The sequence below is a fragment of the Halomonas sp. KG2 genome, from assembly GCA_030440445.1.
In the GTDB taxonomy this organism is placed as follows: Bacteria; Pseudomonadota; Gammaproteobacteria; order Pseudomonadales; family Halomonadaceae; genus Vreelandella.
The window spans coordinates 3,644,509-3,669,273 of record CP098528.1 but is presented as its reverse complement, the minus strand read 5'-3'; the positions used below and the strand labels follow the sequence as shown (position 1 = coordinate 3,669,273).

Genomic DNA, 24,765 nt, shown 5'->3' with positions numbered 1-24,765 from the left:
ATATTGAAAGAAGAGAAAAGACCTTTTTTAAGATCTTATTTAAAAGACCTTTCTTTTCCTTTTAATGTGAAAAAAGCACTCGCTTATCACTGCGCATAGCAGTCGCTCTTTAACAATGTATATCATGCTGACATAAACGTTTTAAAACGTTTATACGTAATTGTTTTGTGATACGTCTCAAGCGTATCCGGCAATCGTTATCATTGCGAGACACCAGACTCCTTCGGGTTATAGGGTCAAGCAATGAAGCGCACACGGTGGATGCCTAGGCAGCCAGAGGCGATGAAAGACGTGGAAGCCTGCGATAAGGCTCGGCGAGGTGGCAAACAACCTGTGACCCGGGCATTTCTGAATGGGGAAACCCACTCATCATAAGATGAGTATCTTGCGCTGAATATATAGGCGTAAGAGGCGAACCAGGGGAACTGAAACATCTAAGTACCCTGAGGAAAAGAAATCAACCGAGATTCCCCTAGTAGCGGCGAGCGAACGGGGACCAGCCCTTAAGCATGTGACTGATTAGGCGAATGCGCTGGGAAGCGCGGCCATAGTGGGTGATAGCCCCGTAGTCGAAAATCTGATCATGTGAAATCGAGTAGGTCGGGGCACGAGAAACCTTGACTGAAGACGGGGGGACCATCCTCCAAGGCTAAATACTCCTGGCTGACCGATAGTGAACCAGTACCGTGAGGGAAAGGCGAAAAGAACCCCGGAGAGGGGAGTGAAATAGATCCTGAAACCGTGTGCGTACAAGCAGTAGGAGCAGACTTGTTCTGTGACTGCGTACCTTTTGTATAATGGGTCAGCGACTTATATTCAGTGGCGAGGTTAACCGTTTAGGGGAGCCGTAGGGAAACCGAGTCTTAACTGGGCGACACAGTCGCTGGATATAGACCCGAAACCGAGCGATCTATCCATGAGCAGGTTGAAGATTGAGTAACATCAATTGGAGGACCGAACCAGGATCTGTTGAAAAAGATTTGGATGACTTGTGGATCGGAGTGAAAGGCTAATCAAGCTCGGAGATAGCTGGTTCTCCTCGAAAGCTATTTAGGTAGCGCCTCACGTATCACCGCCGGGGGTAGAGCACTGTTTCGGCTAGGGGGTCATCCCGACTTACCAACCCGAGGCAAACTCCGAATACCGGTGAGTGCAAGCGTGGGAGACACACGGCGGGTGCTAACGTCCGTCGTGAAAAGGGAAACAACCCAGACCGTCAGCTAAGGTCCCGAAATCCTGGTTAAGTGGGAAACGATGTGGGAAGGCTCAGACAGCTAGGAGGTTGGCTTAGAAGCAGCCATCCTTTAAAGAAAGCGTAATAGCTCACTAGTCGAGTCGGCCTGCGCGGAAGATGTAACGGGGCTAAACCAGGTACCGAAGCTACGGGTTCACACTATGTGTGAGCGGTAGAGGAGCGTCGTGTAAGCCAATGAAGGTGGATTGAGAAGTCTGCTGGAGGTATCACGAGTGCGAATGCTGACATGAGTAACGATAAAGGGAGTGAAAAACTCCCTCGCCGGAAGACCAAGGGTTTCTGTTCGACGCTAATCGGAGCAGAGTGAGTCGGCCCCTAAGGCGAGGCCGAAAGGCGTAGTCGATGGGAAACAGGTCAATATTCCTGTACCGGACATGATTGCGATGGGGGGACGGAGAAGGCTAGGTGAGCCAGGCGTTGGTTGTCCTGGTGAAAGTGAGTAGGCTTGGGTCTTAGGTAAATCCGGGACCCTTTAAGGCCGAGACACGAAACGAACTGACTACGGTCAGGAAGTCATTGATGCCACGCTTCCAGGAAAAGCCTCTAAGCTTCAGATCATGTGCGACCGTACCCCAAACCGACACAGGTGGTCAGGGTGAGAATCCCAAGGCGCTTGAGAGAACTCGGGTGAAGGAACTAGGCAAAATGGTGCCGTAACTTCGGGAGAAGGCACGCCGGCGTAGGGTGACGAGACTTGCTCTCTAAGCCCGAACCGGTCGAAGATACCAGGTGGCTGCAACTGTTTAGTAAAAACACAGCACTCTGCTAACGCGCAAGCGGACGTATAGGGTGTGACGCCTGCCCGGTGCCGGAAGGTTAAATGATGGTGTTAGGATTCGTCCGAAGCTCTTGATTGAAGCCCCGGTAAACGGCGGCCGTAACTATAACGGTCCTAAGGTAGCGAAATTCCTTGTCGGGTAAGTTCCGACCTGCACGAATGGCGTAATGATGGCCACGCTGTCTCCACCCGAGACTCAGTGAAATTGAAATCGCCGTGAAGATGCGGTGTACCCGCGGCTAGACGGAAAGACCCCGTGAACCTTTACTATAGCTTCACACTGGACGCTGATGTTGCCTGTGTAGGATAGCTGGGAGGCTTTGAATCTCGGACGCCAGTTCGAGGGGAGCCAACCTTGAAATACCAGCCTGGCATCATTGGCGTTCTCACTCAGGTCCGTTATCCGGATCGAGGACAGTGTGTGGTGGGTAGTTTGACTGGGGCGGTCTCCTCCCAAAGAGTAACGGAGGAGCACGAAGGTACCCTCAGCACGGTCGGACATCGTGCAGTGAGTGCAAGAGCATAAGGGTGCTTGACTGCGAGACAGACACGTCGAGCAGGTGCGAAAGCAGGTTCTAGTGATCCGGTGGTTCTGTATGGAAGGGCCATCGCTCAACGGATAAAAGGTACTCCGGGGATAACAGGCTGATACCGCCCAAGAGTTCACATCGACGGCGGTGTTTGGCACCTCGATGTCGGCTCATCACATCCTGGGGCTGAAGTCGGTCCCAAGGGTATGGCTGTTCGCCATTTAAAGTGGTACGCGAGCTGGGTTTAGAACGTCGTGAGACAGTTCGGTCCCTATCTGCCGTGGGCGTTGGATGTTTGAGAAGGGCTGCTCCTAGTACGAGAGGACCGGAGTGGACGCACCTCTGGTGTTCCGGTTGTCACGCCAGTGGCATTGCCGGGTAGCTATGTGCGGACGGGATAACCGCTGAAAGCATCTAAGCGGGAAGCCCCCTTCAAGATGAGACATCCCTGAGGCCTAGAGCCTCCTGAAGGGCCCAGCGAGACCAGCTGGTTGATAGGCACGGTGTGGAAGCGCTGCAAGGCGTTGAGCTAACGTGTACTAATGGCCCGTGAGGCTTGACCCTATAACACCCAAGGGGTCTGGTCGCAGTGATAACGAAAACCGGATACGCGCTTCCTGTCGGTGACAGGAGACGAGAGACGCCACAAAACAGATCAGCATGATATGCATTACAAGTTACGCCTGACGACCATAGCACGCGTGAACCACCTGATCCCATGCCGAACTCAGAAGTGAAACCGCTTAGCGCCGATGGTAGTGTGGGGTCTCCCCATGCGAGAGTAGGTCATCGTCAGGCACTTATTGAACAAAGAACCCAGCCAACCGGCTGGGTTTTTTGTTTGCGCGGAAGAAAAAAGCACCCTCTGCCCCCTATCACAAAGCGGCCACCTGCCGAAGCGTTTACCGCACTGTCATTCCCGAGTGGGGTTATCGGGAATCCACCTTGGCCTTGACCTTGACCTGCAGCCCGAAACCCCAGCTCAACATGGATTCCCGCTAAGAGCCTGCGGGAATGACAAGGGCAGGGCCTGCGGGAATGACAACAAGGGCGGCGTGGAGGGCTGGGGGGGCGTCATCGTCAGGCACTTATTAACAAAAACCCCAGCTTCAACTGAAGCTGGGGTTTTTGTTGGTGCTATTGGTTATGGACTGTCTGAAAAATCCCTCAGAGCCTCGTGCACTGAGGATTTTTATGCATGGAACGGTGAAAATTAGCGGCAGATTGCTTCCAGTGCCTCTATTAAACTATCCATTTCATCATCTGTGCCGATGGTGATGCGCAAGAAGTTGTTGAGCGCGTCAGTATTAAAGTGACGTACCAAAACTCCTCGCTCGCGGAGGCCTGCAAACAGCTGAGCACCTTCAATGTTAGGGTGTTGAGCAAGCACGAAGTTGGCTTTTGATGGCAGTACTTCAAAGCCTAGCTGCTCAAGACGCTGACGTGTGCGCTCTCGAGTCGTGATCACATTATTTCGGCAGGCGTTAAAATGTTCTTCATCCTTAAGGGCTTCAATGCCGATGAGGCTCGCTAGACTATCGACGGGATAGGAGTTAAACGAGTCTTTGACCCGCTGAAGGCCATCAATCAGCTCAGGGGAGCCAATGGCATAGCCCAAGCGCAACCCAGCCAAGCTACGTGATTTAGAGAACGTTCCCGTGACGAGCAGATTAGGGTAGCGCTTAACTAAGGCGACAGCGCTTTCTGCGCCGAAATCAACATAAGCCTCATCAATTAATACAACCCGGTTTGTCACGCGCTTAAGCAGAGCCTCAATGGTTTCGAGGGAGTGCGCGTGTCCAGTCGGCGCGTTTGGGTTGGCAAAAATAACGCCGCTGCGCTCTGAGGTGCTCGCCAGGGCATCAATATCAACTTCCCACTGGGCATTTAGTGGGTGTTTGCGAAGCGTGACGCCATAAAGATTGGCGTAAACAGGATAGAAGCTATAGGTGATTGAGGGGACATCCAGCGGTGCGTCATGGCAGAAGAAAGCCTGAAACGCAAACGCTAGCACTTCATCGGACCCATTGCCGACGAAGGTCTCGGCGACGCTAACCCCATAGCTTTCTGCCAGCGCTGTACGCAGGGCATGAGAGGTAGGGTCAGGATACAGGCGCAAATGATCGGTGGCATAATTGCGCAGCGCCTTGCTCACCCCTGGCGCAGGTGGGTAAGGGTTTTCATTAGTGTTGAGTTTAATAACCTGTTCACGGGGCTGCTCACCTGGCACATAGGGGGTAAGCTCCCGAACAGCTGGACTCCAGTATTGGCTCATGCGGGTAACCTGATTATCCTAATGTTAATACCCCATGGTCACCCGGTGGCCGCCCAAGCGCAAGCATTCAAGTCAGTAAGGGGGTGGGCGTCGCACCTTGTAGCGGTTATGCTGTCATAAGCGCGCGAAAGAAATGTATGTCCAACACGATAAGGAGACACTCAATGCAATTTAGGAGTTTGCTAGCCGGCTCGGCTATGTTGGCACTGCTGGCGGGCTGTGCAGCTGGCCCGACTGGCCAGGGTGAAGATGCAGGAATGACTGCTTCTCAAGTCAATTACCAAGGTACGCTGCCTTGCCGCAACTGCGATGGTATCGACTTGGATGTGACGATGATAGGCGAAGAAATGAGTGCTCCTGAAGAACGGACGTTCACGTTAAACGCCACGTATCGTAATCATCCACAAACACCACCAGACGAAAACTACGCAGGTAACTGGGAAGTGTTGACAGGCACGCCGTCTGATCCAGATGCTACTGTCTATGAATTAACGCCGAATGGCGATGGTCAGATTTACTACTTCCAGCGTATCAGTGAGCGCACGTTGGAGCTGATTGACCCAGAGCGTCGTCGTTTCGAGAACGGCGAAATGCTGCAGTTACAGCGTCAATAAAGTGTGAAGCGACGCTCAAAGGCGGCCATTGGCCGCCTTTTGCATTTCTAGCGATCTGATGCATAAATCTCAGTGGCGACATCAAGATATCTACAGGAGCAACATGGCGGTGGCGAAAGCGAAAAGTGCCTTTGTATGTACCGAGTGCGGTGCAGAGTATCGAAAGTGGCAAGGCCAGTGCTCCAGCTGCCAGGAGTGGAACACGCTAAGTGAGATTCGTTTGGCCAGTGCGCGACCTGGAGGTGGTGCTGCGACGGGACGGGCGGGCTATGCTGGAGACCTGTCGAGAGATGTAGTGGATCTTGGCAATGTGGATCTCAGTGAGGTTCCTCGCCTTACCTCGACCTTTGCCGAGTTTGACCGTGTGCTGGGTGGTGGCTTAGTGCCGGGTTCTGCTGTGTTACTGGGGGGGAATCCAGGCGCTGGTAAATCTACACTGCTTCTACAAACTGCCTGCAAGCTCGCTCAGCAGCGGCGTATTCTATATGTCACTGGGGAGGAGTCGCTTTCCCAAGTCGCCATGCGCGCCCACCGCTTACAGCTGCCTACTAATGGCTTGAAAATGTTGGCCGAGACCAGCGTGGAAACCATCTTGGCGGTGTCTGAACGAGAGAAGCCAGAGATTCTGGTGATTGACTCCATCCAGACCATGCATCTGGAAGATATCAGCTCTGCGCCGGGTGGCGTTGCCCAGGTGCGGGAATCTGCGGCAGCGCTGACACGCTTCGCTAAGCAAACGAACACGGTTCTTTTGCTGGTTGGACATGTGACCAAAGATGGCACGCTGGCGGGCCCTAAAGTGCTGGAGCACATGATTGATGCTTCGTTGCTATTAGAGGGCGGAGCTGATTCTCGATTTAGAACGCTCCGCGGCCAGAAAAACCGCTTCGGCGCGGTGAATGAGCTGGGTGTGTTTGCAATGCTCGAGCAAGGTTTGAAAGAGGTTAAAAACCCCAGCGCGATTTTCCTCTCACGCCAAGAAGAGCAGGCACCTGGTAGCTTGGTCATGGTGGTGTGGGAAGGCACTCGGCCAATTCTAGTGGAAGTGCAGGCATTGGTGGATGAGTCCGCCCTGGGTAATCCTCGTCGGGTTGCCGTGGGCGTCGATCAAAACCGGCTTGCCATGCTGCTAGCCGTGTTAAATCGCCACGGTGGTCTATTTACCGGTGATCAAGATGTCTTCCTTAACGTAGTGGGTGGGGTGAAAGTGCTCGAAACCAGTGCTGACTTAGCGGTGCTGTTAGCCGTGGTGTCCAGTCTACAAAATCGCGCACTGCCAAAAGAGCTAGTGGTGTTTGGCGAAGTGGGGCTTTCAGGAGAAATTCGGCCGGTGCCCAGTGGGCAAGAACGCATTGCCGAAGCGGCTAAGCACGGTTTTCTAAGAGCAATTGTTCCGCGCGGCAACGCACCTAAGCAGGCTCCGAAGGGAATGGAGGTTATCCCTGTCGATAAATTGAGCGATGCCCTGGAAGCGCTGTAGCGTAAGCTATGCTAAGGAAAAGCATTAAGACTAAGGAGAGGTGCCATGAGTGCAATTCGGTTAACCCAATATAGTCACGGAGCGGGTTGCGGCTGCAAAATTGCACCAGATGTGCTGGATGGGATTCTTGCTAAAGCGGGGCCCGCCGCGGGCCATAAGCGGCTCATTGTCGGTAACAAAGGACGCGAAGACGCAGCGGTGTATGATTTGGGTGATGGCCGCGGCATGATTGCGACCACCGATTTCTTTATGCCGATTGTTGATGACCCCTTTGATTTTGGTCGTATTGCTGCCACTAACGCGATTAGCGATGTGTATGCCATGGGTGGCACGCCGGTTATGGCATTAGGGATTTTAGGTTGGCCGCTGGATAAACTCAGCGCAGAAATCGCGGGAGATGTTGTTGCCGGTGCCCAGGCTGTTTGTCGTGAGCTAGGGGTAGCGTTAGCGGGCGGTCACTCGATCGACGCTCCTGAGCCGATGTTTGGTTTGGCGGTCAACGGGTTAGTCGATTTAGCGCAGTTAAAGCTCAACAGCCAAGCAAAGTCTGGTGACCTGTTATTTCTAACCAAACCACTTGGCGTAGGGCTACTAACCACAGCCGAAAAACGTGGTTTGTTAGAGGCTGGGCACCACGGCCTTGCCCGTGAAACGATGCTCAAGCCCAACCATATCGGTGTTGAGTTAGCTAAGGTGAAGGGCGTTAACGCTATGACGGATGTCACCGGGTTTGGCCTTGCTGGGCACTTAGCTGAAATGTGCAGCGCAAGCGGTGTGATGGCGCAGATCGATTTTCGCCGCTTACCCCGTTTAGCCGAAGCCGAAGCTTACCGTCGGCAGGGCGCTGTCCCCGGAGGTTCGCTGCGCAACCGCGAAGCCCTTGGTAAAGCGTTGCCAGTGATGGACGACGCTCACTGGCAATGGCTGTGTGATCCTCAGACGTCAGGCGGTTTGCTGGTCAGTGTCGACCCTGCCTGGGAAGATGATGTAGAGCGTATTGGTCGTGAGCACAGCCTTACCTTGGTACCGTTTGGTACCATGAAGGCAGCTCAAGGCGACGTTTTGATTGAGGTCATTGGATGACGCTAGCCACTGTTCCGGCATCATTGAACTTAATCGCGCAAACAACACCGCTGATTGATGTGCGCGCCCCGGTTGAATTTGTGCAAGGCAGTTTGCCTGGCGCGGTTAACTTACCGTTAATGGTTGATGATGAGCGCCATCAAGTTGGTATTGCTTATAAACAGCACGGACAGCAGGCGGCAATCGGTTTAGGTGAACGTTTAGTCAGCGGTGACACTAAGCGAGCACGCGTTGACGGGTGGCTGGAGTACGTAGCGCGTCAACCAGACGCCATTATCTACTGTTTTCGCGGAGGGCTTCGTTCGCAAATTGCACAGCAATGGCTTGCTGATGGAGGCATCAATCGGCCGCGCATTGACGATGGCTGGAAAGCGATGCGGCAACGGCTATGTCAGCGCATCGATGAGGCTGCCAGCCAGCCGATGCTGGTCGTGGCGGGGCTGACGGGTTGCGCGAAAACGACGCTAATTAATCAATTGAGTAACGGCATTGATCTGGAGGCGTTTGCCAACCATAAAGGATCGGCTTTTGGGAGGCAGCCAGAAGAGCCGACAACACAAATTGATTTTGAGCATGCCTTAGCCAAGCGCTTAATTGGGCTGACGGGAAGCTTAGTGGTAGAAGATGAGTCGCGGCAAATCGGTAACGCCAATATTCCGCTTACCTTTTGGCATGCTCTGCAACGTGCGCCGCGAATACGCATTGAGATGCCCTTGGATTGGCGTTTAGAGCAGTTGCGTCGCGACTATATTGAAGCACTTGAACAGCGCTACACTGCCCGTTACGGCCAGCAAGAGGGCTGGCAACGTATGCGACTCCAATTAGCCAATGCCCTGGAGCGTTTGGCGAAACGCTTAGGCAATGCCCGATTGCAGCGTCTACAGCGATTACAAGGTATGGCTTTTGATGCCCATGCACTAGGGAATATTCAAGCCCACGAAGCATGGCTTGCGCCACTGTTGACCGAATATTACGACCCACTTTATCGCTATCATCTTGAAAAGCAGCGAGATAACCGTCCTGTGGAACTGCATGTTGGCGATTGGGAAAGCTGCTTAGAAGCCGCTAGGCAGTGGAGCGCTTAGCGGCGTTGTATTCATCTATAGCTTATGCCGCTTTCAGCCATTGGGTCATCACGCGGTCTAGCAGTGGGGCTAACTGATGAAAGCGTCCAGCATCTTCTAGGATCTGTTCACTGGTTTGTATAAAACGTCCTGCTGAGGCAGTTTTTGGCTGTGGCCACTCATCGGCATTGAGCAGTGGTGATACGCTGGAAGCCGTCGCTTCGAAATGACACAGTAAACCGACGACACGCCCGGCGTCCCACGAAAAACCTTGCAGTGGTGCTGCTGCACTGCCGCCTAGCGGTAGTGCGCTTTCCGGTAAGCTAAACACGAGGCGGTGCCTCATAAATGCCTCAAATTGTTCGGGTAGGTCAAAGGTGCTTTCTGGGGCAAGTGTTATTTGGTGCCAGCCAATTTCAGGGTAGGTGCCTGGTGCAATAACGGCATCCAGCGCCTCCGCTATCCACAGTGCGCCCAAGCCAATACCCAATAATGGTTTCTGCCCATCCAGATAGCGGTTAATCAGCTTGCGTTCGGCTTTAAACCAATCGGGCGGATCATTTACTAGACGTTCAGGGCCATCCAGTATAATTAGCGCGTCGCACTCACCTGGTCGTGGGGTTAGCTCGCCCGCATAAAGATGAAAAACGGTGTAACTATGGCCCATACTTTCAAGCCAGTCAGTTAGACGAGCGGGGCCATGGTCAGGGCCGTGCTGTAGCAGATGGATATGCATGGTAATCTCCTCGCCGGCCGATGTTAATAACGCGATAGGGATCTCCTGCCGCGTTTGTGCGACGATAACGTATCGCGTTCATTTCACCAATATTGTGACCCAGGAAATCAGCATGGTGGCTAAACCCCTAGGATTTTACCAGCGGCTTCAACAGTTGCCGTTGCCCGCTCAGCAAGCGTTTATGGCAGCTTTGTGTGAACGTCTGCTACCTAACTACGCGCTTTATCAACAAACCACGGGGTTAGGTGACGAGCATACACTGCAGACTGTACTGAGCCTGGTGTGGGAGCGTCTGAGCGTTTCGAATGCGAGCATTGACTTTGCTCGGCAAGCGGAAAAACTGGCTGAGTGCGAACCTCCTGAAGATGATGAGAGCTTTGGCGCGCGCCGAGCGTTAGATGCTGTTGTGTCTGTATCCGCGCTGCTGGATACGCTGCTAGGGGAGTCGCCTGAAGCCGTGTTAGATGTCAGTCGCACCTCGCGAGCGGGCGTTCGCGCTTTTATCGAGCTAACGGAAGGTGAAGAAGATGCCCAGGCGCTTGCGCTGATCATTCGCGACCATCCCTTGATGGCCGACGAAAATGATTTCCAGGACGCTGTTTTGGACGCCGTGAGCGAGCCAATTAATAAAACCTCCCTAAAAGAAATTCGTCAGCTAGGGCGTAATAACGGCATTAGTAATCTTGGTTTAACCTTAGACGAGGGCGAGGAGTAACGGTCGAAGCTGGTTAAAACCGCAGGCCCGCCGTGACCATCATGCCGGCGGTGCCGAAGATGATAAGGTCTGATTCTACACGCCCCCATTGCACGCCAATGCTGGGTAGCAGTGCAGGCGCCGTGCCTAAATGGTTAAAGGGAATCTTGTCGCGATATTCACCTTTATAGCCGTGTAGTAACCCGCCAGTTAGCTTAGCGCGTACGTTGATCTCTTCGGCAAATTGCCAAAGAGGGAATTCACGCCCAGCATAAAAATACCAGGTTGGTTGATCAAATGAGTTTTTAAACCATGCTGCCCCTGCTAACCAGCGGTCTGGATTATGTAGTTCAACGCTTGCCAGTTTTTGCTGATTGGTATGGTCAGGGTCAGGATCGAAGTGGCGCGTTAGCAAACTGGTTTGCACCAGTGTGTGATCGAGTTCTAAGGAAGGAGGCCAATCTGGCAAAGAAAAGGCTGAGACAGTAGTGCTCAGCCAAATCCCAGCTATCCCTCCTGCCCATTGATAATAACGAGGCATGTCACTGCTCCTGAGAGAAGGGCTTTTTGCTAAGTGGTTTCGCTACTAGGAGGTTTTGTTAAAGGCGCATTTCGATGCCACGTTCCGCCATGTAGCGTTTTGCTTCTGGTATCGTATATTCACCAAAGTGGAAGATGCTTGCTGCCAATACCGCATCGGCACCACCTTTGAGTACGCCGTCTACTAAGTGATCCAAGTTTCCTACGCCGCCAGAAGCAATCACCGGCACGCTGACGGCTTCAGAAATAGCGTGGGTAACCCCCAGATCAAAACCCACTTTAGTGCCGTCGCGATCCATACTGGTTAGCAATAACTCGCCAGCACCAAACTCTACCATCTTTTTGGCCCACTCGATGGCATCCAGTCCCGTTGGTCGACGCCCACCGTGAGTGAATATTTCCCAGCGATGAGGCTCGCCTTCTTTAGACACCTTCTTAGCGTCAATCGCCACCACAATACATTGGCTGCCAAAGCGCTCGGCGGCTTCGCGAACAAACTCAGGGTTGGTCACCGCGGCGGTATTGATGGAGACTTTATCAGCCCCTGCATTCAGCATCGTGCGAATATCATCGCAGCTGCGGATGCCTCCCCCCACGGTGAGGGGAATAAACACTTCACCGGCAATGCGCTCTACCATGTCGACCGTTGTGTCACGGTTTTCATGGCTGGCGGTAATGTCGAGGAAGGTGATTTCATCAGCACCCTGCTGGTTATAGCGCTGGGCGATTTCGACCGGGTCGCCTGCATCACGGATGCCTACAAAGTTAACGCCTTTCACCACACGTCCGGCATCGACATCTAAGCAAGGGATAATACGTTTCGCTAAACTCATTTGTCGCCTCCGCTAAGCTGATCGCTCAAGCGCTGAGCTTCTGCCACATCGAGGCTGCCTTCATAGATCGCGCGGCCGGTAATCGCGCCTAAAATGCCGCTGTCAGCGACATCACACAGCGCACGAATGTCGTCTAAATTGGTGACGCCGCCGGAAGCAATCACCGGTAAGCCGCCTTCGCGGGCTAGCGCAGCCGTGGCTTCTACATTGACGCCTTGCATCATGCCATCGCGGGCAATGTCGGTATAGACAATGCTGGAAACGCCGTCATTGGCAAAGCGCTTGGCGAGTTCGGTCGCCTTTAAAGTAGATACTTCCGCCCAGCCATCGGTGGCCACATAGCCATCTTTAGCATCCAGGCCAACAATAATGTGGCCTGGGAACGCACGGCACATTTCACCCACGAAGTTCGGCTCTTTAACCGCTTTGGTGCCAATAATGACGTAAGAAACCCCGGCATTTAAATAATGCTCAATGGTTTCCGCTGAGCGGATACCGCCGCCAATTTGGATGGGCAGCTTAGGGTAGGCGCGCGCAATTGCGGTGACTGCCTCGCCGTTCATCGGCTTGCCTTCAAAAGCGCCGTTTAGGTCAACCAAGTGCAGGCGGCGAGCACCCGCTTCTACCCAGCGAGCGGCCATGGCAACAGGGTCATCGCCGTAGGACGTTGAATCTTCCATGCGGCCTTGCTTCAAGCGCACACACTGGCCGTCTTTGAGATCAATCGCGGGAATTACCAACATTGTGAAACCTCTCAGGGCGTCCAGGTGACAAAATTTTCTAGCAGGCGAAGGCCCGCGCGGGAGCTTTTTTCAGGATGGAACTGCACAGCGAAGGTGGCGTCACGGCCAATCGCTACATGGGCGCAAACCTTGCCGTACTGGGTAGTACCAAACACTTGAGCGTCGTCAGTCGCATTGACGTAGTAGCTGTGCACAAAATAGAAGTGTTCGTTATCGTCAATGCCTGACCATAGCGGGTGATCGTGATGTTGCGCCACAAGGTTCCAGCCCATGTGCGGGACTTTCAAGCGCTGTTCGTAATCATCGCGCATATTGGCCGGAAAACGATCAACGCTGCCATGGAAAAAGCCCAGGCAATCTACGCCACCGTTCTCTTCGCTACGTTCCATCAGCATTTGCTGGCCCACGCAAATACCCAATAGTGGTTTAGCTTGGCGGGTAAGGATGTCATCGACTAAGCCGCGTAGCTCGGTACGTTCCAGCTCGCCTACACAGTCCCGAATTGCCCCCTGGCCCGGGAGTACTAGGCGCGTTGCACCTAAAATACGTCGAGGGTCGCGAGTAATAATCACATTTTCGTGGGTGACGTGCTCAAGCGCTTTTGCCACAGAGTGCAGGTTGCCCATTCCATAATCGATTACCGCGATGGTCATAAAGCGCTCCTTGTTATCGTTGGCGAGCTACCACTCGCTGCAATACCCGGCATTATAGGCTGCCTTTGGTAGACGGCATTTGTCCCGCCATACGCGGGTCTTCTGCCACCGCCATGCGCAGCGCGCGGCCAAATGCTTTAAATATAGTCTCAGCCTGATGGTGAGCATTAAAGCCTTTTACATTGTCAATATGCAGGGTGACGCGCGCATGGTTGACGAAGCCTTGGAAAAATTCCCAAAACAGCTGGGTATCCATACGGCCAATGGTATCGCGGGTGAAGTCGACATTCATATAGAGACCTGGACGGCCGGAGAAGTCGATAACCACACGGGACAACGCTTCATCAAGAGGAACGTAAGCATGCCCGTAGCGATAGATGCCGCGTTTATCGCCGATCGCTTGGTGAAATGCTTGGCCTAGGGTAATGCCTAGATCTTCAACTGTATGGTGATCATCGATGTGCAGATCGCCTTTTGCGTCAATGTCGAGATCCACCATCCCATGACGAGCCACTTGATCAAGCATATGGTCAAGAAACGGAACGCCGGTGTCGCTGCGGAGACGGCCTTCGCCATCAAGGTTGACGCTGACCGTAATCTGCGTTTCGTTGGTGTCACGGCTTACCGTGGCAATACGCGCTGACATGTTGCATCTCCTGCGCTGATGCGCACTCTGAGGGGGTATTGGTGGATCGTCGGGTAATGTTAACACCGCTAGATCAAAGCATAACCTGTGCCAAAAGCGACCATTATAGTGAATCGGCACCCCCATCCGCTACAATGCGCGAAAGGTAGCCGCCTTTGCTGGCGGTAGAATAGCAGCCTTGCTGCTTTGGCAAAGAGGATTTCACCATGCCGGTGACATTGCATTACGTCGACCAGGCCCGTTGGGAAGCTGAGGAACAGGTGCGTATTGACCTAATACGCATTTATGAAGATGCGCCCCAAGAGCGAATGCCTACACCAACGGTCACCCCTTTTATTGAACAGCATTTAAAAGGGCAGCACTTTTTTGCCTGCGCACATTTTAACGATCGACTGCTCGGTGCGGTGGCGATAAAAGAGGCAGTTGACCGCGCATGGTTGCTCTCCGAGCTGTGCGTGCGTAAACCCACTCGACGGCGTGGCGTAGGCACGCGACTGATGGCACTGTTAGGGGAGCAGGCAAAACAAGAAGGGCGTGTGCTGCGCATTGAAACGTCGTCGTTGCCGTTAGCCGATCGAGTACTGCTCTCAAAGCTTGGTTATCGCCCCGTAGCCCCTGAATCGTCCGCACCGTCGGATGATGCCATCACCAGTGATTTTGTTGAGCTAGACCCACAAGGAAAAGGGCAATGAATCATCTACTACGTATTTTGCTGGCTGCGGTAGGTATTTTAGCAATCGTTGCCGTTGCCGCAGTGGTGTATGTCACCACTTTTCTTGATCCAGAAGATTTCAAGCCTCGGCTAACCGCGGTGGTAGAAGAACAAACTGGCCTGAATCTAGCCTTGGAAGGCCCAATTACATGGTCATTTTATCCGCGTATAGGGGTTAGTGTTGAGCAAGCAAAAGCGTGGCTGCCAGAGCAAGCTCAGGACGAGAGTGCGTTTGCCGCCATTGAGCGAGCTGAAGTTAGCGTCGCCTTTGCCCCTTTATTACGCGGCGAAATCGCGGTTGACGGCTTAACCCTAGATGGCATGCGCTTAAACCTTGAAAAGGATGGACAGGGCGAAGGTAATTGGCAGCCGCTACTAGAGCGCCTCGCAGAGCAAGGTAACGAAACAGCGGAAACGGTACTGGCGCCTGCAAGCGCTGGCCCCAACGCAGATGCTGGCAATTTGTCGGTAGTGCTGAATATTGCCAGTGTAGAAGTGAAAAATGCTGATATTCGTTTTCGTGATGAGCAAAGCCAAGCGCTTTGGCGTGTTCAGTCGCTCAATATTTCAGGCGCCAACGTCAATCCGTTACGCTCCTTCCCTTTAAAAACCATGTTCACATTAACTAAGCATAATCGCTTAGATGCTGAGGTGTTGGAGCGTACGCCCGACCTGAGCAGCGAAGTGAATCTCGACACTCGTCTTCGTTTAGGTTTGAAAGATGAACAGTTGGTTTTTGAAAATATCCAGTTGACGACCCGTACGCGACGCGCTGGCGAAAGTGATCCGCAGCAGCTTAGTTTGAAAGCAGCTGAAATAGTTGCCCGAATGGGGGAGCAACAACTTACGATTCGCGAGGGTGTCGTTGACGCGGGCTTACGTCACCCAAACAATTGGCAGGGTAGCCTCGCGCTTTCGTTGGCATTTGGTTTGGAAAGTGACTGGGCGGCGCAAACTGCTCAGTTTAAAGATGCTCAGTTAACCGGGCCGGATGGGCTGAGAGTCAGTGGCCATCTCAATGTCGAAAAGTTTTTAGACTCTCCTCAGTACAGCGGCCAACTCACCGCAGCGCCTTTTACATTGCGGCCTTGGTTATCTCGCGCAGGCATTACTCTCAATACGGCCAATGAAAGTGCCCTGAGAGATGTGGCGATGACTAGCCCAATTGAAGGCGATATGACGAGTATTGATCTACCGCGTCTTTCCTTAGTAGTGGACGACAGCACCTTTACAGGTAATATTTCCGCCGCGCTGGACGGTACTCGGCTCGCCTTTAATCTGGAAGGCGACCAACTGAATATTGATCATTATCTGCCTGGTCCGGAAACCGCCCAACAAGCTAGCCGAGGCTTACTGCGCAAAGCCTTGGCCCAAACCGATGGGGCACTATTGCCTCAGGAATGGCTGAGCACGCTATCGCTAGAGGGAGACTTAAGCGTCGACCAGCTTGTGCTGGCTGGATTAACGTTCGATGACACTTCGCTAAGCTTGCGCGGAGAGAATGGAGTGCACCAACTGACAGCCTTTGAGTCACGTTTTTATGAGGGCGAGCTTAATTCGACAGGCCGTCTAGATGCGACAGCAAACGTGCTGGAATGGCAGATTTCTCCACGTGTCAGTGATGTTCAGGTCGCACCTCTCATTGAAACCTTTAGTGAAGAGGAATCACCGTTACGAGGCCGCTTTAACTTGGAAGGTGCACTGACGACTCAAGGCAATCGCCGTGACGTGCTCATCAATAATCTTAACGGCGAGCTAAGTGCACAACTGAACGATGGCGCTATTCTGCAAACGAATATCTCTCAGCAAATGTGCGAGATAGTGGCGCAGCTAGAGGGCGAAGGCACGCTGCGCGAATGGGAGCCTGATACGCGTTTTGAACGGTTTGACGCGACCTTCCAAGTGCGTAATGGTGTAGTAAACAGCGATGATTTGCTTATCACCCTTCCTGGCATTGATGTACAGGGTGAAGGCGAATTCAATCTCAATACACTGAATTTTACGACTGAAGCAAATGCTAGGTTGGTCGACACAGCAGATGCCGCCTGTAACGTGAACCCGCGTTTAGAGCAGTTGCCACTTCCCGTTCGCTGTGAAGGCCATGTGGGCGACGACAAAACCCAGTGGTGCCGATTTGATCGTTCGGCTTTCCAAGCAGCGGTGATAGACCTGCTACGTAATGAAGCAGGCGGCCGCCTTGAAGAAGAACTTGAGGAGCGGCTGGGCGATTCGCTTGATCAAATTGATGAACGCCTAGGAGAAGGCGCTGGTCAGGAACTGCGTGAGGGAATCCGTCGTCTATTTAACTGAGCATTCATGCACGTTTTGAAGCGATACAATCAGTGTGCGCCGGCCTTACCGCCGGCGCTTTTTTGCGTGTTAGTTAGCCACATAATAGCAAGGCCAACTGACGGCTAATTGCAGGGTGCCGTTTTACTGTTTAAGGAAATCCTATGGCCGACATGTTTACACCGTGCCTCGCGGCGGAAGAGTTTCAACGCCGCTTACTTACCTGGTTCGATCAGTATGGCCGGCATGACCTGCCTTGGCAGTCGCCCCGAAGTGCCTACCGGGTATGGGTATCTGAAATTATGCTCCAGCAAACCCAAGTCGCGACGGTTATTCCCTACTTTAAACGCTTTATGACGCGCTTTCCCACGTTAGAAGCACTGGCCAACGCACCTCAGGACGACGTGCTGCATCTCTGGACCGGGCTGGGTTACTACGCCCGTGCTCGTAATTTGCATAAAGCGGCCCAAGTGGCGTTAGCGTCCCATGGGGGAGAGTTGCCAACGGACAGTGTCGAAGCGTTAATGGCGCTGCCAGGTATCGGCCGTTCCACGGCTGGCGCGATCATCGCGCAAAGCGCTGGTCAGCAGGCCACGATTTTAGATGGCAATGTAAAACGATCACTGACTCGCTTGCATGCCATTGCTGGCTGGCCAGGCAAGCCAGCAGTAGAGCGTTCACTATGGACACTGGCTGAGTATTTTACGCCCAATACCCGTCTTGCCGACTATACCCAGGCCATTATGGATTTCGGCGCCACACTCTGTAAACGCAGCAAACCTGATTGCTTGATCTGTCCGTTTAACGACGTATGCCGTACCTACGCCCAAGGTGAGCCGCAACGCTTTCCTGAATCCAAACCTAAAAAAGCCTTGCCTACGCGTGAAACCATTATGCTGATGCTACGAGACAGGCAAGGGCGGGTGTGGTTAGAGCAACGGCCACCCAGCGGCCTGTGGGGAGGCCTATGGAGCCTGCCTCAATTTGAGCAACATAGTGAACTGAACGATTGGCTGGCTGATCATGTGACGTCCCCCGAACGCCATGCGCCACTGCCCAGCTTTACGCATACGTTTAGTCATTTTCGGCTATTGATTACGCCTCAGCCGGTCAGTTGCGATAGGCTGAACGGCGTAAGAGAAGAGGGCGTGTGGTATGACGTTGACGAACCGCCCACGCTTGGCTTGGCTGCGCCGGTTAAATCGCTGCTGAGCCAGCTGGCGCCTTTTTCCTTAGATCCAACGCCAGGGCCGTCACGCTAACCTCACACGCGCTATTACTTTTATATTCGCAGCGTTATTCAAAAAGGAGTACACCATGAGCACCACCGTTTTCTGCCGCAAGTACCAACAAGAGCTGCCCGCTCTGCCATTTCCACCACTGCCAGGTAAGCAGGGGCAAGAGATTCAAGCCACCGTGTCTAAGCAGGCCTGGGAAGAGTGGCAGTCGTTGCAAACGCGCTTGATTAATGAAAAGCACCTCAACATGTTAGAGCCCGAGGCACGCGCCTATTTGATGGATCAAATGCAGCGTTTTCTAAATAACGAAGCTACGGATCAAGCGGAAGGTTACGTGCCGCCTACCCAGGCTTAAGCGTTTAGGAAGCAAGGCTGTAAGGAGTGAAACTCGGTGCAGCCCACGGATGGCGTGGCTTTTGCGCGTTTTGAGCCCTGAAAAGAAGTGCCCTAAGCACGTGACTAGAAAGAAAGTTTCACGAAAGTGTTGACGAAAAGCTGAGTTTTTAGTTTAATACGCACCGTTGGCAGCGGCCAGATAGCTCAGTTGGTAGAGCAGGGGATTGAAAATCCCCGTGTCGGCGGTTCGATTCCGTCTCTGGCCACCAAACGTTGGGGTATCGCCAAGTGGTAAGGCACCGGTTTTTGGTATCGGCATCCCCAGGTTCGAATCCTGGTACCCCAGCCATTGCCAACAAGATTTCTTGTTGATTGCAAAGCTTAACAGTGAAGCAATCATATTCTCAAGAAAGCGCGAAGCGCCGACATAGCTCAGTTGGTAGAGCAACTGACTTGTAATCAGTAGGTCCCGGGTTCGACTCCTGGTGTCGGCACCACTTAAAGTGGTTAAAATCAGAGCGTTAGAGAATTAGATCAAGCCGTCCGAAAGGGCGGCTTTTTCGTATGTGTTTATAAAGTGTCTACAGCGTGGGCGCTTTCACAGCTGAACCTTGCAAGTTGGGTGACCAAGCTGCCATTGCAGAAAGATGGTCATCGTCCACCTCTATACTATAGAGAAAACCGACTATCCCCAGTCCATTTCCCCCATAGCTACCTTAGCGCCAATCTGAAGTGCAACACTTAGCTTTGCATTTGGGTAGCGACGGGTCATTGCTTCAATGAGTTCATCGCTGTTATTCGCTTTGGCGAGCTCTTCTTCAAATGCTAATAGGTACTCACGTGTATATTGAATCGCGGAAGCATCAATCGCTGCGTCAGGTTGCATGTGGCCGGGTATAACGACCCTAGGAGAGCGTGCTGCCATTTCATCAAGCGCTTGTACCCAAGCCGCTCGCTGTTCAGCAGTAGGGGTGTCTGCTGTCCACACATGCAGGTCTGAGAATACCAGCACACCACCAAAAACAGCATCCAGGGAGGGAGCCCAGAGGTAGCGACGATTGGGCAGACCCTCTACGTTAACAATCTGAATGTCTTGACCATCGACTTGCAATGCTTGGCCATCAAACGTCTCGGGCATAACGATTTCATCAAGTGATTGTGGTCCGTTTTCTTGGAGCTGGGGTGACCATGTAGAGATTTTTTTCTCTACATTTCCCTTGATGGCATCAATTGTGGCGGGGGCAGCGATAACTCGAGCATCGGGAAATGCTGCTTGTATCGCGCCAAGGCCAAAATAGTAATCAGGATCGCTTTGGCTAATATAGACGGTGGTTAGCTGCTTACCGCTCTGTTGGATTGCCTCGGCAATTGCACGACCATCAGATAAGGTAAAGCTACTGTCAATTAATACTGCCTCTGTTGCTCCCGTCACCAATACGGGCGCCCGGAAAAAGCCATTTTCTCCCGCAGGAAAATGCCGCCAACTTAATTGGTCATCAGACGCGAGGCTCTTTTTTATGCCGCTTAGGTTACCAGTACTTATAGCCATGGATAATCCCAAGACAGTTAACGACTTTAAAAACATACGACGAGTAGCCATTTTTTCTTCCTTCTGCAATTTCATTTAGAGAGCCAATTGATTAAGTTGACGCGTTACAGGGCGCGTATCTGTTGGGCTAGCGCACTGGGGTTGGCATACAACTCATTCGTGGAAAGAACCTTTAGGTTTTCACTCGACTGAGCGATGAACGTGGGCACTCCTCGAACGTTAAGCTTCTGCATTAGCGCTTGAGCCTGTGAAATTCGAGAACGATTGGAATGGATAAGTGTTTCACTGGCACCTGTCATTAGCTCGGCCGCTTGCGTCAGCTCAAGTCTTTGTAGAATTTCAACCAACGTGACTTGAGATGTCACGTCACGACCCTGTACGTAGCGTGCGTATTGGATTGATTTTAAGGCCTCGAACTCATCGGCGGGTGCGGTAAGCGATACTGCCGTTAGCGCTAGTGTAGCGGCACTACTATCAAACCGTTGATGATGATCGCTTAACACCTGAGCGCGATATAGTTGAGTGAATAATTGCCCTGTTAGGCGCTCAATCCGCTGATCGTTACTCCAGGCATAGGCCGCGAATTCCTGATCCATTTGCCTTCCGCCACCGCCTGAGAAAAGGCCGCTGGGTAACAGAACCACGTTTATATCGTCTGCCGCGATCACGTCCGAAACAGATGATGTTGCGCCATAGCACCAGCCACACAAAGGATCGAATAGGTAATACAAAGTGTTATTCATCGTCGAGTCTCTCTATACATGATGGACTCGCATGCTAAAGAGATTGTATTGACGGATAAATACATACGAAGCATATTATGTGTATGGAAAAAGCATACAGTCGAAGTGGAAGTAAGCTAGGCGGATTTAATAACTTGCGGCGTTTAACTTACTTTGCGGCAGTGGTTGAAACGGGGTCTTTTACGGCCGCCGCTGAGCGTCTGGGTATCACCAAGGCGGTGGTTAGCCAGCAGGTGGCGCGCCTTGAACAAGAATTTAGAACCTCTCTTCTCACGCGTACGACGCGATCGGTACAAGTTACCTCCGCTGGAAAAGTGTTTTACCAACGCTGTGCCTTGATTCTCCGTGAAGCTGAAGATGCTTTTGATGAGTTAGGCGAAATAGCCCAGGAGCCAACAGGCACATTACGATTGACGGCCCCTTTCGATTACGGTGTCACCTTTGTGGTGCCGGCGATTGCTGCATATACCCAGCAATATCCCGATTGCCGGGTCGATGCCACGCTGCGGGATCAAAAAGTCGATCTGATGGCTGAGGATATCGAACTGGCTATCCGTGTTGGTTGGCTAACAGAGACAAGCGTGCAAGCAAGGAAAATAGGCTCTTTTCAGCAATTGCTCGTTGCATCGCCAAGCCTTGAAAAAGAGGTGGCGCAGCTCTCTCAGCCGGAAGAGTTATTGAAATTCCCGTTCATTGCTAATAAAGCGCTGCCCCATCCATTGCAGTGGGAATTTTCACTCAGTAAGGGGGAGCGCAGAACCATCCACGTGCGCGCCTCAATTTTTCTTGATGCGACACTCGCGGTACGCGAAGCGTTGTACGCTGGTGCGGGAATCTCGGTATTGCCGGATTATGTCATTGCAGGCGACATAGCCGCCGGGCGCCTTATACATATTTTGCCCCAGTGGCGTCTGCCCTCCGGCGGCATACATGTCGTTTTCCCATTCGCACGTTTTCGTCCTGCGAAAGTGCGTGCGTTTGTCGACATACTTGCGCGTAGAGAGCAGCAGCGACAACAAGAGGGTGCTTTTCATTAAGTGAGCTTGCCTGCTAACCGATGGCTAATAAAGATGCACGGCCTCAAATACTGCCACTGGTTTGCCATTGGCGTTTTTAAGTGACAGGGAACCACCGTCTACTTGCCAAGTGTCTACATTGTTAAGTACGCTTAGCATTGTCTGCTCGTTACGCATTTGTGTGTCGGGGCAGGCCATCATCGTGGTGCCAACTTGTTCAAATGCTATCTGCTGACCATCAACACGGTAACTGCCAATCAAGGTATTGCAGCCAGTTGAGCCAGCTAGTCGTGTATTTTCTTCATGGAGCACAAGATGAGGCTCGCGAAAGTTCTCAGCGGTGATGATGGGTTGCCCTTCAAGCGTGACCAGTTTCCAGTAGGTATTGGTTAGCGTTTCGTCAGGCTTGGCTGCTTGATGAGGCGCTGAATGTGATTGGCACCCGCTCGCTAGCAGGATAATAAGAGTGGATGCGATAAGGGATAATTTTTTCATAAAGCGTTTCTCTAGGTTTGCGTCATAAAATAATAATCGGATTGATAATGTTTTGCTACCTTAGCCTCTGTCCGATACTTTGTTAACAACCTGAGTCTATTCCTGTTTTAATGTTTTATATGAATAGTAAGCCTCATGTTTTATGTGCCCTTGCTTGATTGTCTCTTTTTCCTAACCTACTGGCTTAATGAGACCATGAGAGGCGGCATGCGATGTGAGGATAATACGATGACAAAAATATGATTTATTTTATTGGCACTTCTAATGAGGCGACCAAATTCACTATGCCATTTACCCTGTGTAAGGGTGTTTGAACAGAAAAGTTATTCGTGAAAATAGAAGTGATATCAGCTGTTTGAACTTTAAGAAGATGATAAGAGATGCCGATTTTATAGCGATTATATTTATGGATATGTTTTTCTGTAATGGTCTTTTAAAATCGTTACTAGGTCTTGTTTGAGAGCGATTAAAAAAATTTCATAACACACGTTATAAAATGAAGATGTGGCGGTTGCAAGAGCTAAGTATTTAGCTACCCTATTGGCTGTGTTATGTGCAAGCGGAAGCCGCTACATGTTTTATCGGTCTGAAATTTAATCATACAAGGAGTGGATTAGATGACAGTCAGCAACAATTCTCTCAAAACGATTACTGTCTACAAGCAATATAATGAAATGTTGGATATGCCGTCGGCGCGACGTACCGCGGTGAAAGATGAGTACCCAACGCGCCTAGCAGCAGCTCCAGCTTCGCTAACTCAGCCGCGTCGCGATGCGGTGGTTAAAGGTCGGAATTTATCAGGGCCGCTATCCTCAGAGCAGCTTGATGAGTTTGAACGCAAAGGTTTTTTGTTTATTCCAAGCCTTATTTCAGGTGAAGAGCTGGAAGCACTTCGCCATGAAATGAAATTATTGATGAGTAATAATGCTTATCGCGATCAAGAATTCAGCGTTACTGAACCAGAAAGCCATGATATTCGTTCGCTGTTTGCCGTGCATAGGCTTTCTGAACGATTAGGTCAATTGGCCAGTGACGAACGCTTAGCGGGTGCAGCCCGGCAGATCATTGGCGCTAATCCATACGTGCATCAGTCACGGATTAACTATAAGCCAGGTTTTGCAGGTAAAGGGTTTAATTGGCACTCGGATTTCGAGACGTGGCACGCGGAAGATGGCATGCCGAATATGCATGCTGTTAGCGCTTCACTGATCTTGACCGACAACCATGAATTTAATGGCCCGCTTATGCTGATTCCAGGCTCCCATTTAGAATTTGTGCCCTGTTTGGGGGAAACACCGAAGGATAACCACAAAAGCTCGCTTAAAGCACAGGAGATTGGTGTGCCCAGCCAAGAAGCGCTGACTCAGTTAGTAGCAAAATATGGTATTGAAGCGCCAAAAGGTAAAGCAGGGGGCTTACTACTATTTGATTGCAACACGTTGCATGCGTCTAATGCCAATTTGTCGCCTGACCCCCGCAGCAACGTGTTCTTTGTCTTTAATCGTCCGGATAATCGCTGTGTTGCACCGTTTGCTGCTCCCAAACAGCGTCCTCGCTTTTTGGCGCATGGGCCTGATGATCGCTGGCTGCCCGACGCATAATCTAACGTGTCACTAGTGATATGTATGAAATGCTGTAGAAGAGGGTGTGGTACATACGCATAGCTAAGGTAGACTGTTGCGCCTGTCGTTGCGAATGCGGCACGCATAATGAGAAGGAGAGGACCCGCCATGCGTTTTGTTCCCCAGTTTACCGATGGTCAGGAGTTTCCCCACACGTTGGGCAAAATCGTCTGCGTTGGCCGCAACTATGCCGACCATGCCAAAGAACTGGATAATCCGGTTCCCAGTGAGCCTCTGTTATTCATGAAGCCCGCCACCAGTGTGGTGGACTTGACTAAACCTCTTGATCCGCCGTTTTCACGAGGTGATATACATTACGAAGTCGAACTTGCGCTTTTGGTGGGGGAGACCCTGACTCACGCGACCCAAGATGAAGCAGAGCGTGCCATTGTGGGCATTGGCCTGGCGATAGATTTAACGCTGCGAGATGTACAAACCCAGTTGAAAGAGAAGGGGCACCCGTGGGAAATAGCAAAAGCATTTGATGGTGCTTGCCCACTATCGCCGTTTTTGCCGCTAAGCCGCGTCCCCAATTGGAACGCGCTGGTGTTCACCCTTGAGATTGATGGTGAAGAGCGTCAACACGGAGAAGGCGCCGATATGATCTTCGCGATCCCGACGTTGGTGGCGGAGATGAGTCGTCACTTCACGCTAGAGCCGGGCGACGTTATTTTGACAGGTACACCTGCGGGCGTCGGCGAATTGCCCCGTGGAGCTTCGCTGCGTTTAACGTTGACCGGTGGGCTAGAAATCACCACTAGCGTAGTAGAGTAGTTGGATGGCGATGACGCCAAAACCAACAATAAGTAAGCGTTAGCCGTTATGCGAAAAGCCACTGACG

Annotated in this window: 22 protein-coding genes, 3 tRNA genes and 2 rRNA genes; 17 read left to right on the top strand and 10 right to left on the bottom strand. The window is 52.0% G+C overall.

Features of this window, described 5'->3' with window-relative positions:
- Window positions 1–234 precede the first annotated feature (234 nt).
- Window positions 235–3,127, top strand: a 23S ribosomal RNA gene (locus tag NDQ72_16945).
- Window positions 3,128–3,245: 118 nt separating this feature from the next.
- A 5S ribosomal RNA gene (gene rrf / locus NDQ72_16940) occupies window positions 3,246–3,361 on the top strand.
- Window positions 3,362–3,776: 415 nt separating this feature from the next.
- Here rrf and hisC read toward each other — a convergent pair.
- The gene (gene hisC, locus NDQ72_16935) at window positions 3,777–4,838 is read right to left on the bottom strand and encodes a histidinol-phosphate transaminase (protein ID WKD27705.1); all 1,062 of its coding nucleotides are present in this window, start codon (window positions 4,836–4,838) and stop codon (window positions 3,777–3,779) included.
- 164 nt (window positions 4,839–5,002) lie between these two features.
- On the opposite strand from hisC, the gene NDQ72_16930 reads away from it, so the two are divergent.
- From NDQ72_16930 to mnmH, 4 genes are all read left to right on the top strand, one after another.
- Window positions 5,003–5,452: a copper resistance protein NlpE gene (locus NDQ72_16930; protein WKD27704.1), complete on the top strand. Its 450-nt coding sequence runs from the start codon at window positions 5,003–5,005 to the stop codon at window positions 5,450–5,452.
- 109 nt (window positions 5,453–5,561) lie between these two features.
- A complete protein-coding gene (gene radA / locus NDQ72_16925) occupies window positions 5,562–6,932 on the top strand; it encodes a DNA repair protein RadA (GenBank protein WKD30431.1) in 1,371 nt (456 codons plus the stop codon).
- Between the two features lie 45 nt (window positions 6,933–6,977).
- Window positions 6,978–8,015 carry a selenide, water dikinase SelD gene (gene selD / locus NDQ72_16920; GenBank protein ID WKD27703.1) on the top strand — a complete coding sequence of 346 codons (1,038 nt, stop codon included), beginning with the start codon at window positions 6,978–6,980 and terminating at the stop codon, window positions 8,013–8,015.
- Entirely contained in the window at window positions 8,012–9,100 is a 1,089-nt protein-coding gene (mnmH, locus tag NDQ72_16915) for a tRNA 2-selenouridine(34) synthase MnmH (GenBank protein ID WKD27702.1), read from the top strand. The genes selD and mnmH overlap by 4 nt, the downstream gene beginning before the upstream one ends.
- A gap of 22 nt (window positions 9,101–9,122) precedes the next feature.
- On the opposite strand, the gene NDQ72_16910 is transcribed toward mnmH, so the two are convergent.
- Window positions 9,123–9,815, bottom strand: coding sequence for a type 1 glutamine amidotransferase (locus tag NDQ72_16910; protein WKD27701.1), 693 nt, complete (start codon window positions 9,813–9,815; stop codon window positions 9,123–9,125).
- Window positions 9,816–9,927: 112 nt separating this feature from the next.
- Between NDQ72_16910 and NDQ72_16905 the strand changes: the two genes are divergently transcribed.
- A complete protein-coding gene (locus NDQ72_16905; GenBank protein ID WKD27700.1) occupies window positions 9,928–10,530 on the top strand; it encodes a YjaG family protein in 603 nt (200 codons plus the stop codon).
- A 13-nt stretch (window positions 10,531–10,543) separates the two neighbouring features.
- On the opposite strand, the gene NDQ72_16900 is transcribed toward NDQ72_16905, so the two are convergent.
- From NDQ72_16900 to hisB, 5 genes are read right to left on the bottom strand one after another with little or no spacing between them, the layout of a single operon-like run.
- Entirely contained in the window at window positions 10,544–11,050 is a 507-nt protein-coding gene (locus NDQ72_16900) for a hypothetical protein (GenBank protein ID WKD27699.1), read from the bottom strand.
- A 58-nt stretch (window positions 11,051–11,108) separates the two neighbouring features.
- Entirely contained in the window at window positions 11,109–11,882 is a 774-nt protein-coding gene (gene hisF, locus NDQ72_16895) for an imidazole glycerol phosphate synthase subunit HisF (GenBank protein WKD27698.1), read from the bottom strand.
- On the bottom strand, window positions 11,879–12,625 hold the full coding sequence (hisA, locus tag NDQ72_16890) for a 1-(5-phosphoribosyl)-5-[(5-phosphoribosylamino)methylideneamino]imidazole-4-carboxamide isomerase (GenBank protein WKD27697.1): 747 nt from the start codon (window positions 12,623–12,625) through the stop codon (window positions 11,879–11,881). Before hisA ends, hisF begins: the two co-directional genes overlap by 4 nt.
- 11 nt (window positions 12,626–12,636) lie before the next feature.
- Window positions 12,637–13,278 (bottom strand): imidazole glycerol phosphate synthase subunit HisH, encoded by a 642-nt coding sequence (gene hisH, locus NDQ72_16885; protein WKD27696.1) that lies wholly within the window; start codon window positions 13,276–13,278, stop codon window positions 12,637–12,639.
- Between the two features lie 52 nt (window positions 13,279–13,330).
- A complete protein-coding gene (hisB, locus tag NDQ72_16880) occupies window positions 13,331–13,924 on the bottom strand; it encodes an imidazoleglycerol-phosphate dehydratase HisB (protein WKD27695.1) in 594 nt (197 codons plus the stop codon).
- Window positions 13,925–14,130: 206 nt separating this feature from the next.
- On the opposite strand from hisB, the gene NDQ72_16875 reads away from it, so the two are divergent.
- The 7 genes from NDQ72_16875 to NDQ72_16845 all read left to right on the top strand — a co-directional run bounded on the left by NDQ72_16875 (window position 14,131) and on the right by NDQ72_16845 (window position 18,996).
- The gene (locus NDQ72_16875; protein ID WKD27694.1) at window positions 14,131–14,616 is read left to right on the top strand and encodes a PanM family protein; all 486 of its coding nucleotides are present in this window, start codon (window positions 14,131–14,133) and stop codon (window positions 14,614–14,616) included.
- On the top strand, window positions 14,613–16,946 hold the full coding sequence (locus NDQ72_16870; GenBank protein WKD27693.1) for an AsmA family protein: 2,334 nt from the start codon (window positions 14,613–14,615) through the stop codon (window positions 16,944–16,946). The genes NDQ72_16875 and NDQ72_16870 overlap by 4 nt, the downstream gene beginning before the upstream one ends.
- Before the next feature lie 143 nt (window positions 16,947–17,089).
- Complete coding sequence (mutY, locus tag NDQ72_16865) at window positions 17,090–18,187, top strand: A/G-specific adenine glycosylase (GenBank protein ID WKD27692.1); 1,098 nt, start codon at window positions 17,090–17,092, stop codon at window positions 18,185–18,187.
- Window positions 18,188–18,242: 55 nt separating this feature from the next.
- Window positions 18,243–18,518, top strand: a complete 276-nt coding sequence (locus tag NDQ72_16860) for an oxidative damage protection protein (protein ID WKD27691.1) — start codon at window positions 18,243–18,245, stop codon at window positions 18,516–18,518.
- Window positions 18,519–18,692: 174 nt separating this feature from the next.
- Window positions 18,693–18,768, top strand: a tRNA-Phe gene (locus NDQ72_16855).
- Window positions 18,769–18,773: 5 nt separating this feature from the next.
- Window positions 18,774–18,848, top strand: a tRNA-Gln gene (locus NDQ72_16850).
- Between the two features lie 72 nt (window positions 18,849–18,920).
- Window positions 18,921–18,996, top strand: a tRNA-Thr gene (locus tag NDQ72_16845).
- 188 nt (window positions 18,997–19,184) lie between these two features.
- Here the strand turns inward: NDQ72_16845 and NDQ72_16840 are convergent.
- Together NDQ72_16840 and NDQ72_16835 are read right to left on the bottom strand one after the other, a co-directional pair.
- Window positions 19,185–20,048 carry an MBL fold metallo-hydrolase gene (locus NDQ72_16840; GenBank protein WKD27690.1) on the bottom strand — a complete coding sequence of 288 codons (864 nt, stop codon included), beginning with the start codon at window positions 20,046–20,048 and terminating at the stop codon, window positions 19,185–19,187.
- A gap of 104 nt (window positions 20,049–20,152) precedes the next feature.
- The gene (locus NDQ72_16835; protein ID WKD27689.1) at window positions 20,153–20,791 is read right to left on the bottom strand and encodes a DsbA family protein; all 639 of its coding nucleotides are present in this window, start codon (window positions 20,789–20,791) and stop codon (window positions 20,153–20,155) included.
- Between the two features lie 134 nt (window positions 20,792–20,925).
- Here NDQ72_16835 and NDQ72_16830 point away from each other — a divergent pair, with 134 nt between their 5' ends.
- Window positions 20,926–21,828 carry a LysR family transcriptional regulator gene (locus tag NDQ72_16830; protein WKD27688.1) on the top strand — a complete coding sequence of 301 codons (903 nt, stop codon included), beginning with the start codon at window positions 20,926–20,928 and terminating at the stop codon, window positions 21,826–21,828.
- Between the two features lie 24 nt (window positions 21,829–21,852).
- Here the strand turns inward: NDQ72_16830 and NDQ72_16825 are convergent, their stop codons facing one another.
- Window positions 21,853–22,302, bottom strand: a complete 450-nt coding sequence (locus NDQ72_16825) for an META domain-containing protein (protein ID WKD27687.1) — start codon at window positions 22,300–22,302, stop codon at window positions 21,853–21,855.
- 617 nt (window positions 22,303–22,919) lie between these two features.
- Between NDQ72_16825 and thpD the strand changes: the two genes are divergently transcribed.
- A complete protein-coding gene (gene thpD, locus NDQ72_16820) occupies window positions 22,920–23,903 on the top strand; it encodes an ectoine hydroxylase (protein ID WKD27686.1) in 984 nt (327 codons plus the stop codon).
- Between the two features lie 129 nt (window positions 23,904–24,032).
- Complete coding sequence (locus NDQ72_16815; GenBank protein WKD27685.1) at window positions 24,033–24,698, top strand: fumarylacetoacetate hydrolase family protein; 666 nt, start codon at window positions 24,033–24,035, stop codon at window positions 24,696–24,698.
- The last annotated feature ends 67 nt before the right edge of the window (window positions 24,699–24,765 follow it).

Excerpts from the sequence above, each read along its gene's own strand:
- hisC (WKD27705.1), bottom strand. The coding sequence starts at position 4,838 with ATGAGCCAATACTGGAGTCCAGCTGTTCGGGAGCTTACCCCCTATGTG.
- NDQ72_16930 (WKD27704.1), top strand. The coding sequence starts at position 5,003 with ATGCAATTTAGGAGTTTGCTAGCCGGCTCGGCTATGTTGGCACTGCTG.
- selD (WKD27703.1), top strand. The coding sequence starts at position 6,978 with ATGAGTGCAATTCGGTTAACCCAATATAGTCACGGAGCGGGTTGCGGC.
- mnmH (WKD27702.1), top strand. The coding sequence starts at position 8,012 with ATGACGCTAGCCACTGTTCCGGCATCATTGAACTTAATCGCGCAAACA.
- NDQ72_16910 (WKD27701.1), bottom strand. The coding sequence starts at position 9,815 with ATGCATATCCATCTGCTACAGCACGGCCCTGACCATGGCCCCGCTCGT.
- NDQ72_16905 (WKD27700.1), top strand. The coding sequence starts at position 9,928 with ATGGTGGCTAAACCCCTAGGATTTTACCAGCGGCTTCAACAGTTGCCG.
- NDQ72_16900 (WKD27699.1), bottom strand. The coding sequence starts at position 11,050 with ATGCCTCGTTATTATCAATGGGCAGGAGGGATAGCTGGGATTTGGCTG.
- hisF (WKD27698.1), bottom strand. The coding sequence starts at position 11,882 with ATGAGTTTAGCGAAACGTATTATCCCTTGCTTAGATGTCGATGCCGGA.
- hisA (WKD27697.1), bottom strand. The coding sequence starts at position 12,625 with ATGTTGGTAATTCCCGCGATTGATCTCAAAGACGGCCAGTGTGTGCGC.
- hisH (WKD27696.1), bottom strand. The coding sequence starts at position 13,278 with ATGACCATCGCGGTAATCGATTATGGAATGGGCAACCTGCACTCTGTG.
- hisB (WKD27695.1), bottom strand. The coding sequence starts at position 13,924 with ATGTCAGCGCGTATTGCCACGGTAAGCCGTGACACCAACGAAACGCAG.
- NDQ72_16875 (WKD27694.1), top strand. The coding sequence starts at position 14,131 with ATGCCGGTGACATTGCATTACGTCGACCAGGCCCGTTGGGAAGCTGAG.
- NDQ72_16870 (WKD27693.1), top strand. The coding sequence starts at position 14,613 with ATGAATCATCTACTACGTATTTTGCTGGCTGCGGTAGGTATTTTAGCA.
- mutY (WKD27692.1), top strand. The coding sequence starts at position 17,090 with ATGGCCGACATGTTTACACCGTGCCTCGCGGCGGAAGAGTTTCAACGC.
- NDQ72_16860 (WKD27691.1), top strand. The coding sequence starts at position 18,243 with ATGAGCACCACCGTTTTCTGCCGCAAGTACCAACAAGAGCTGCCCGCT.
- NDQ72_16840 (WKD27690.1), bottom strand. The coding sequence starts at position 20,048 with ATGGCTATAAGTACTGGTAACCTAAGCGGCATAAAAAAGAGCCTCGCG.
- NDQ72_16835 (WKD27689.1), bottom strand. The coding sequence starts at position 20,791 with ATGAATAACACTTTGTATTACCTATTCGATCCTTTGTGTGGCTGGTGC.
- NDQ72_16825 (WKD27687.1), bottom strand. The coding sequence starts at position 22,302 with ATGAAAAAATTATCCCTTATCGCATCCACTCTTATTATCCTGCTAGCG.
- thpD (WKD27686.1), top strand. The coding sequence starts at position 22,920 with ATGACAGTCAGCAACAATTCTCTCAAAACGATTACTGTCTACAAGCAA.
- NDQ72_16815 (WKD27685.1), top strand. The coding sequence starts at position 24,033 with ATGCGTTTTGTTCCCCAGTTTACCGATGGTCAGGAGTTTCCCCACACG.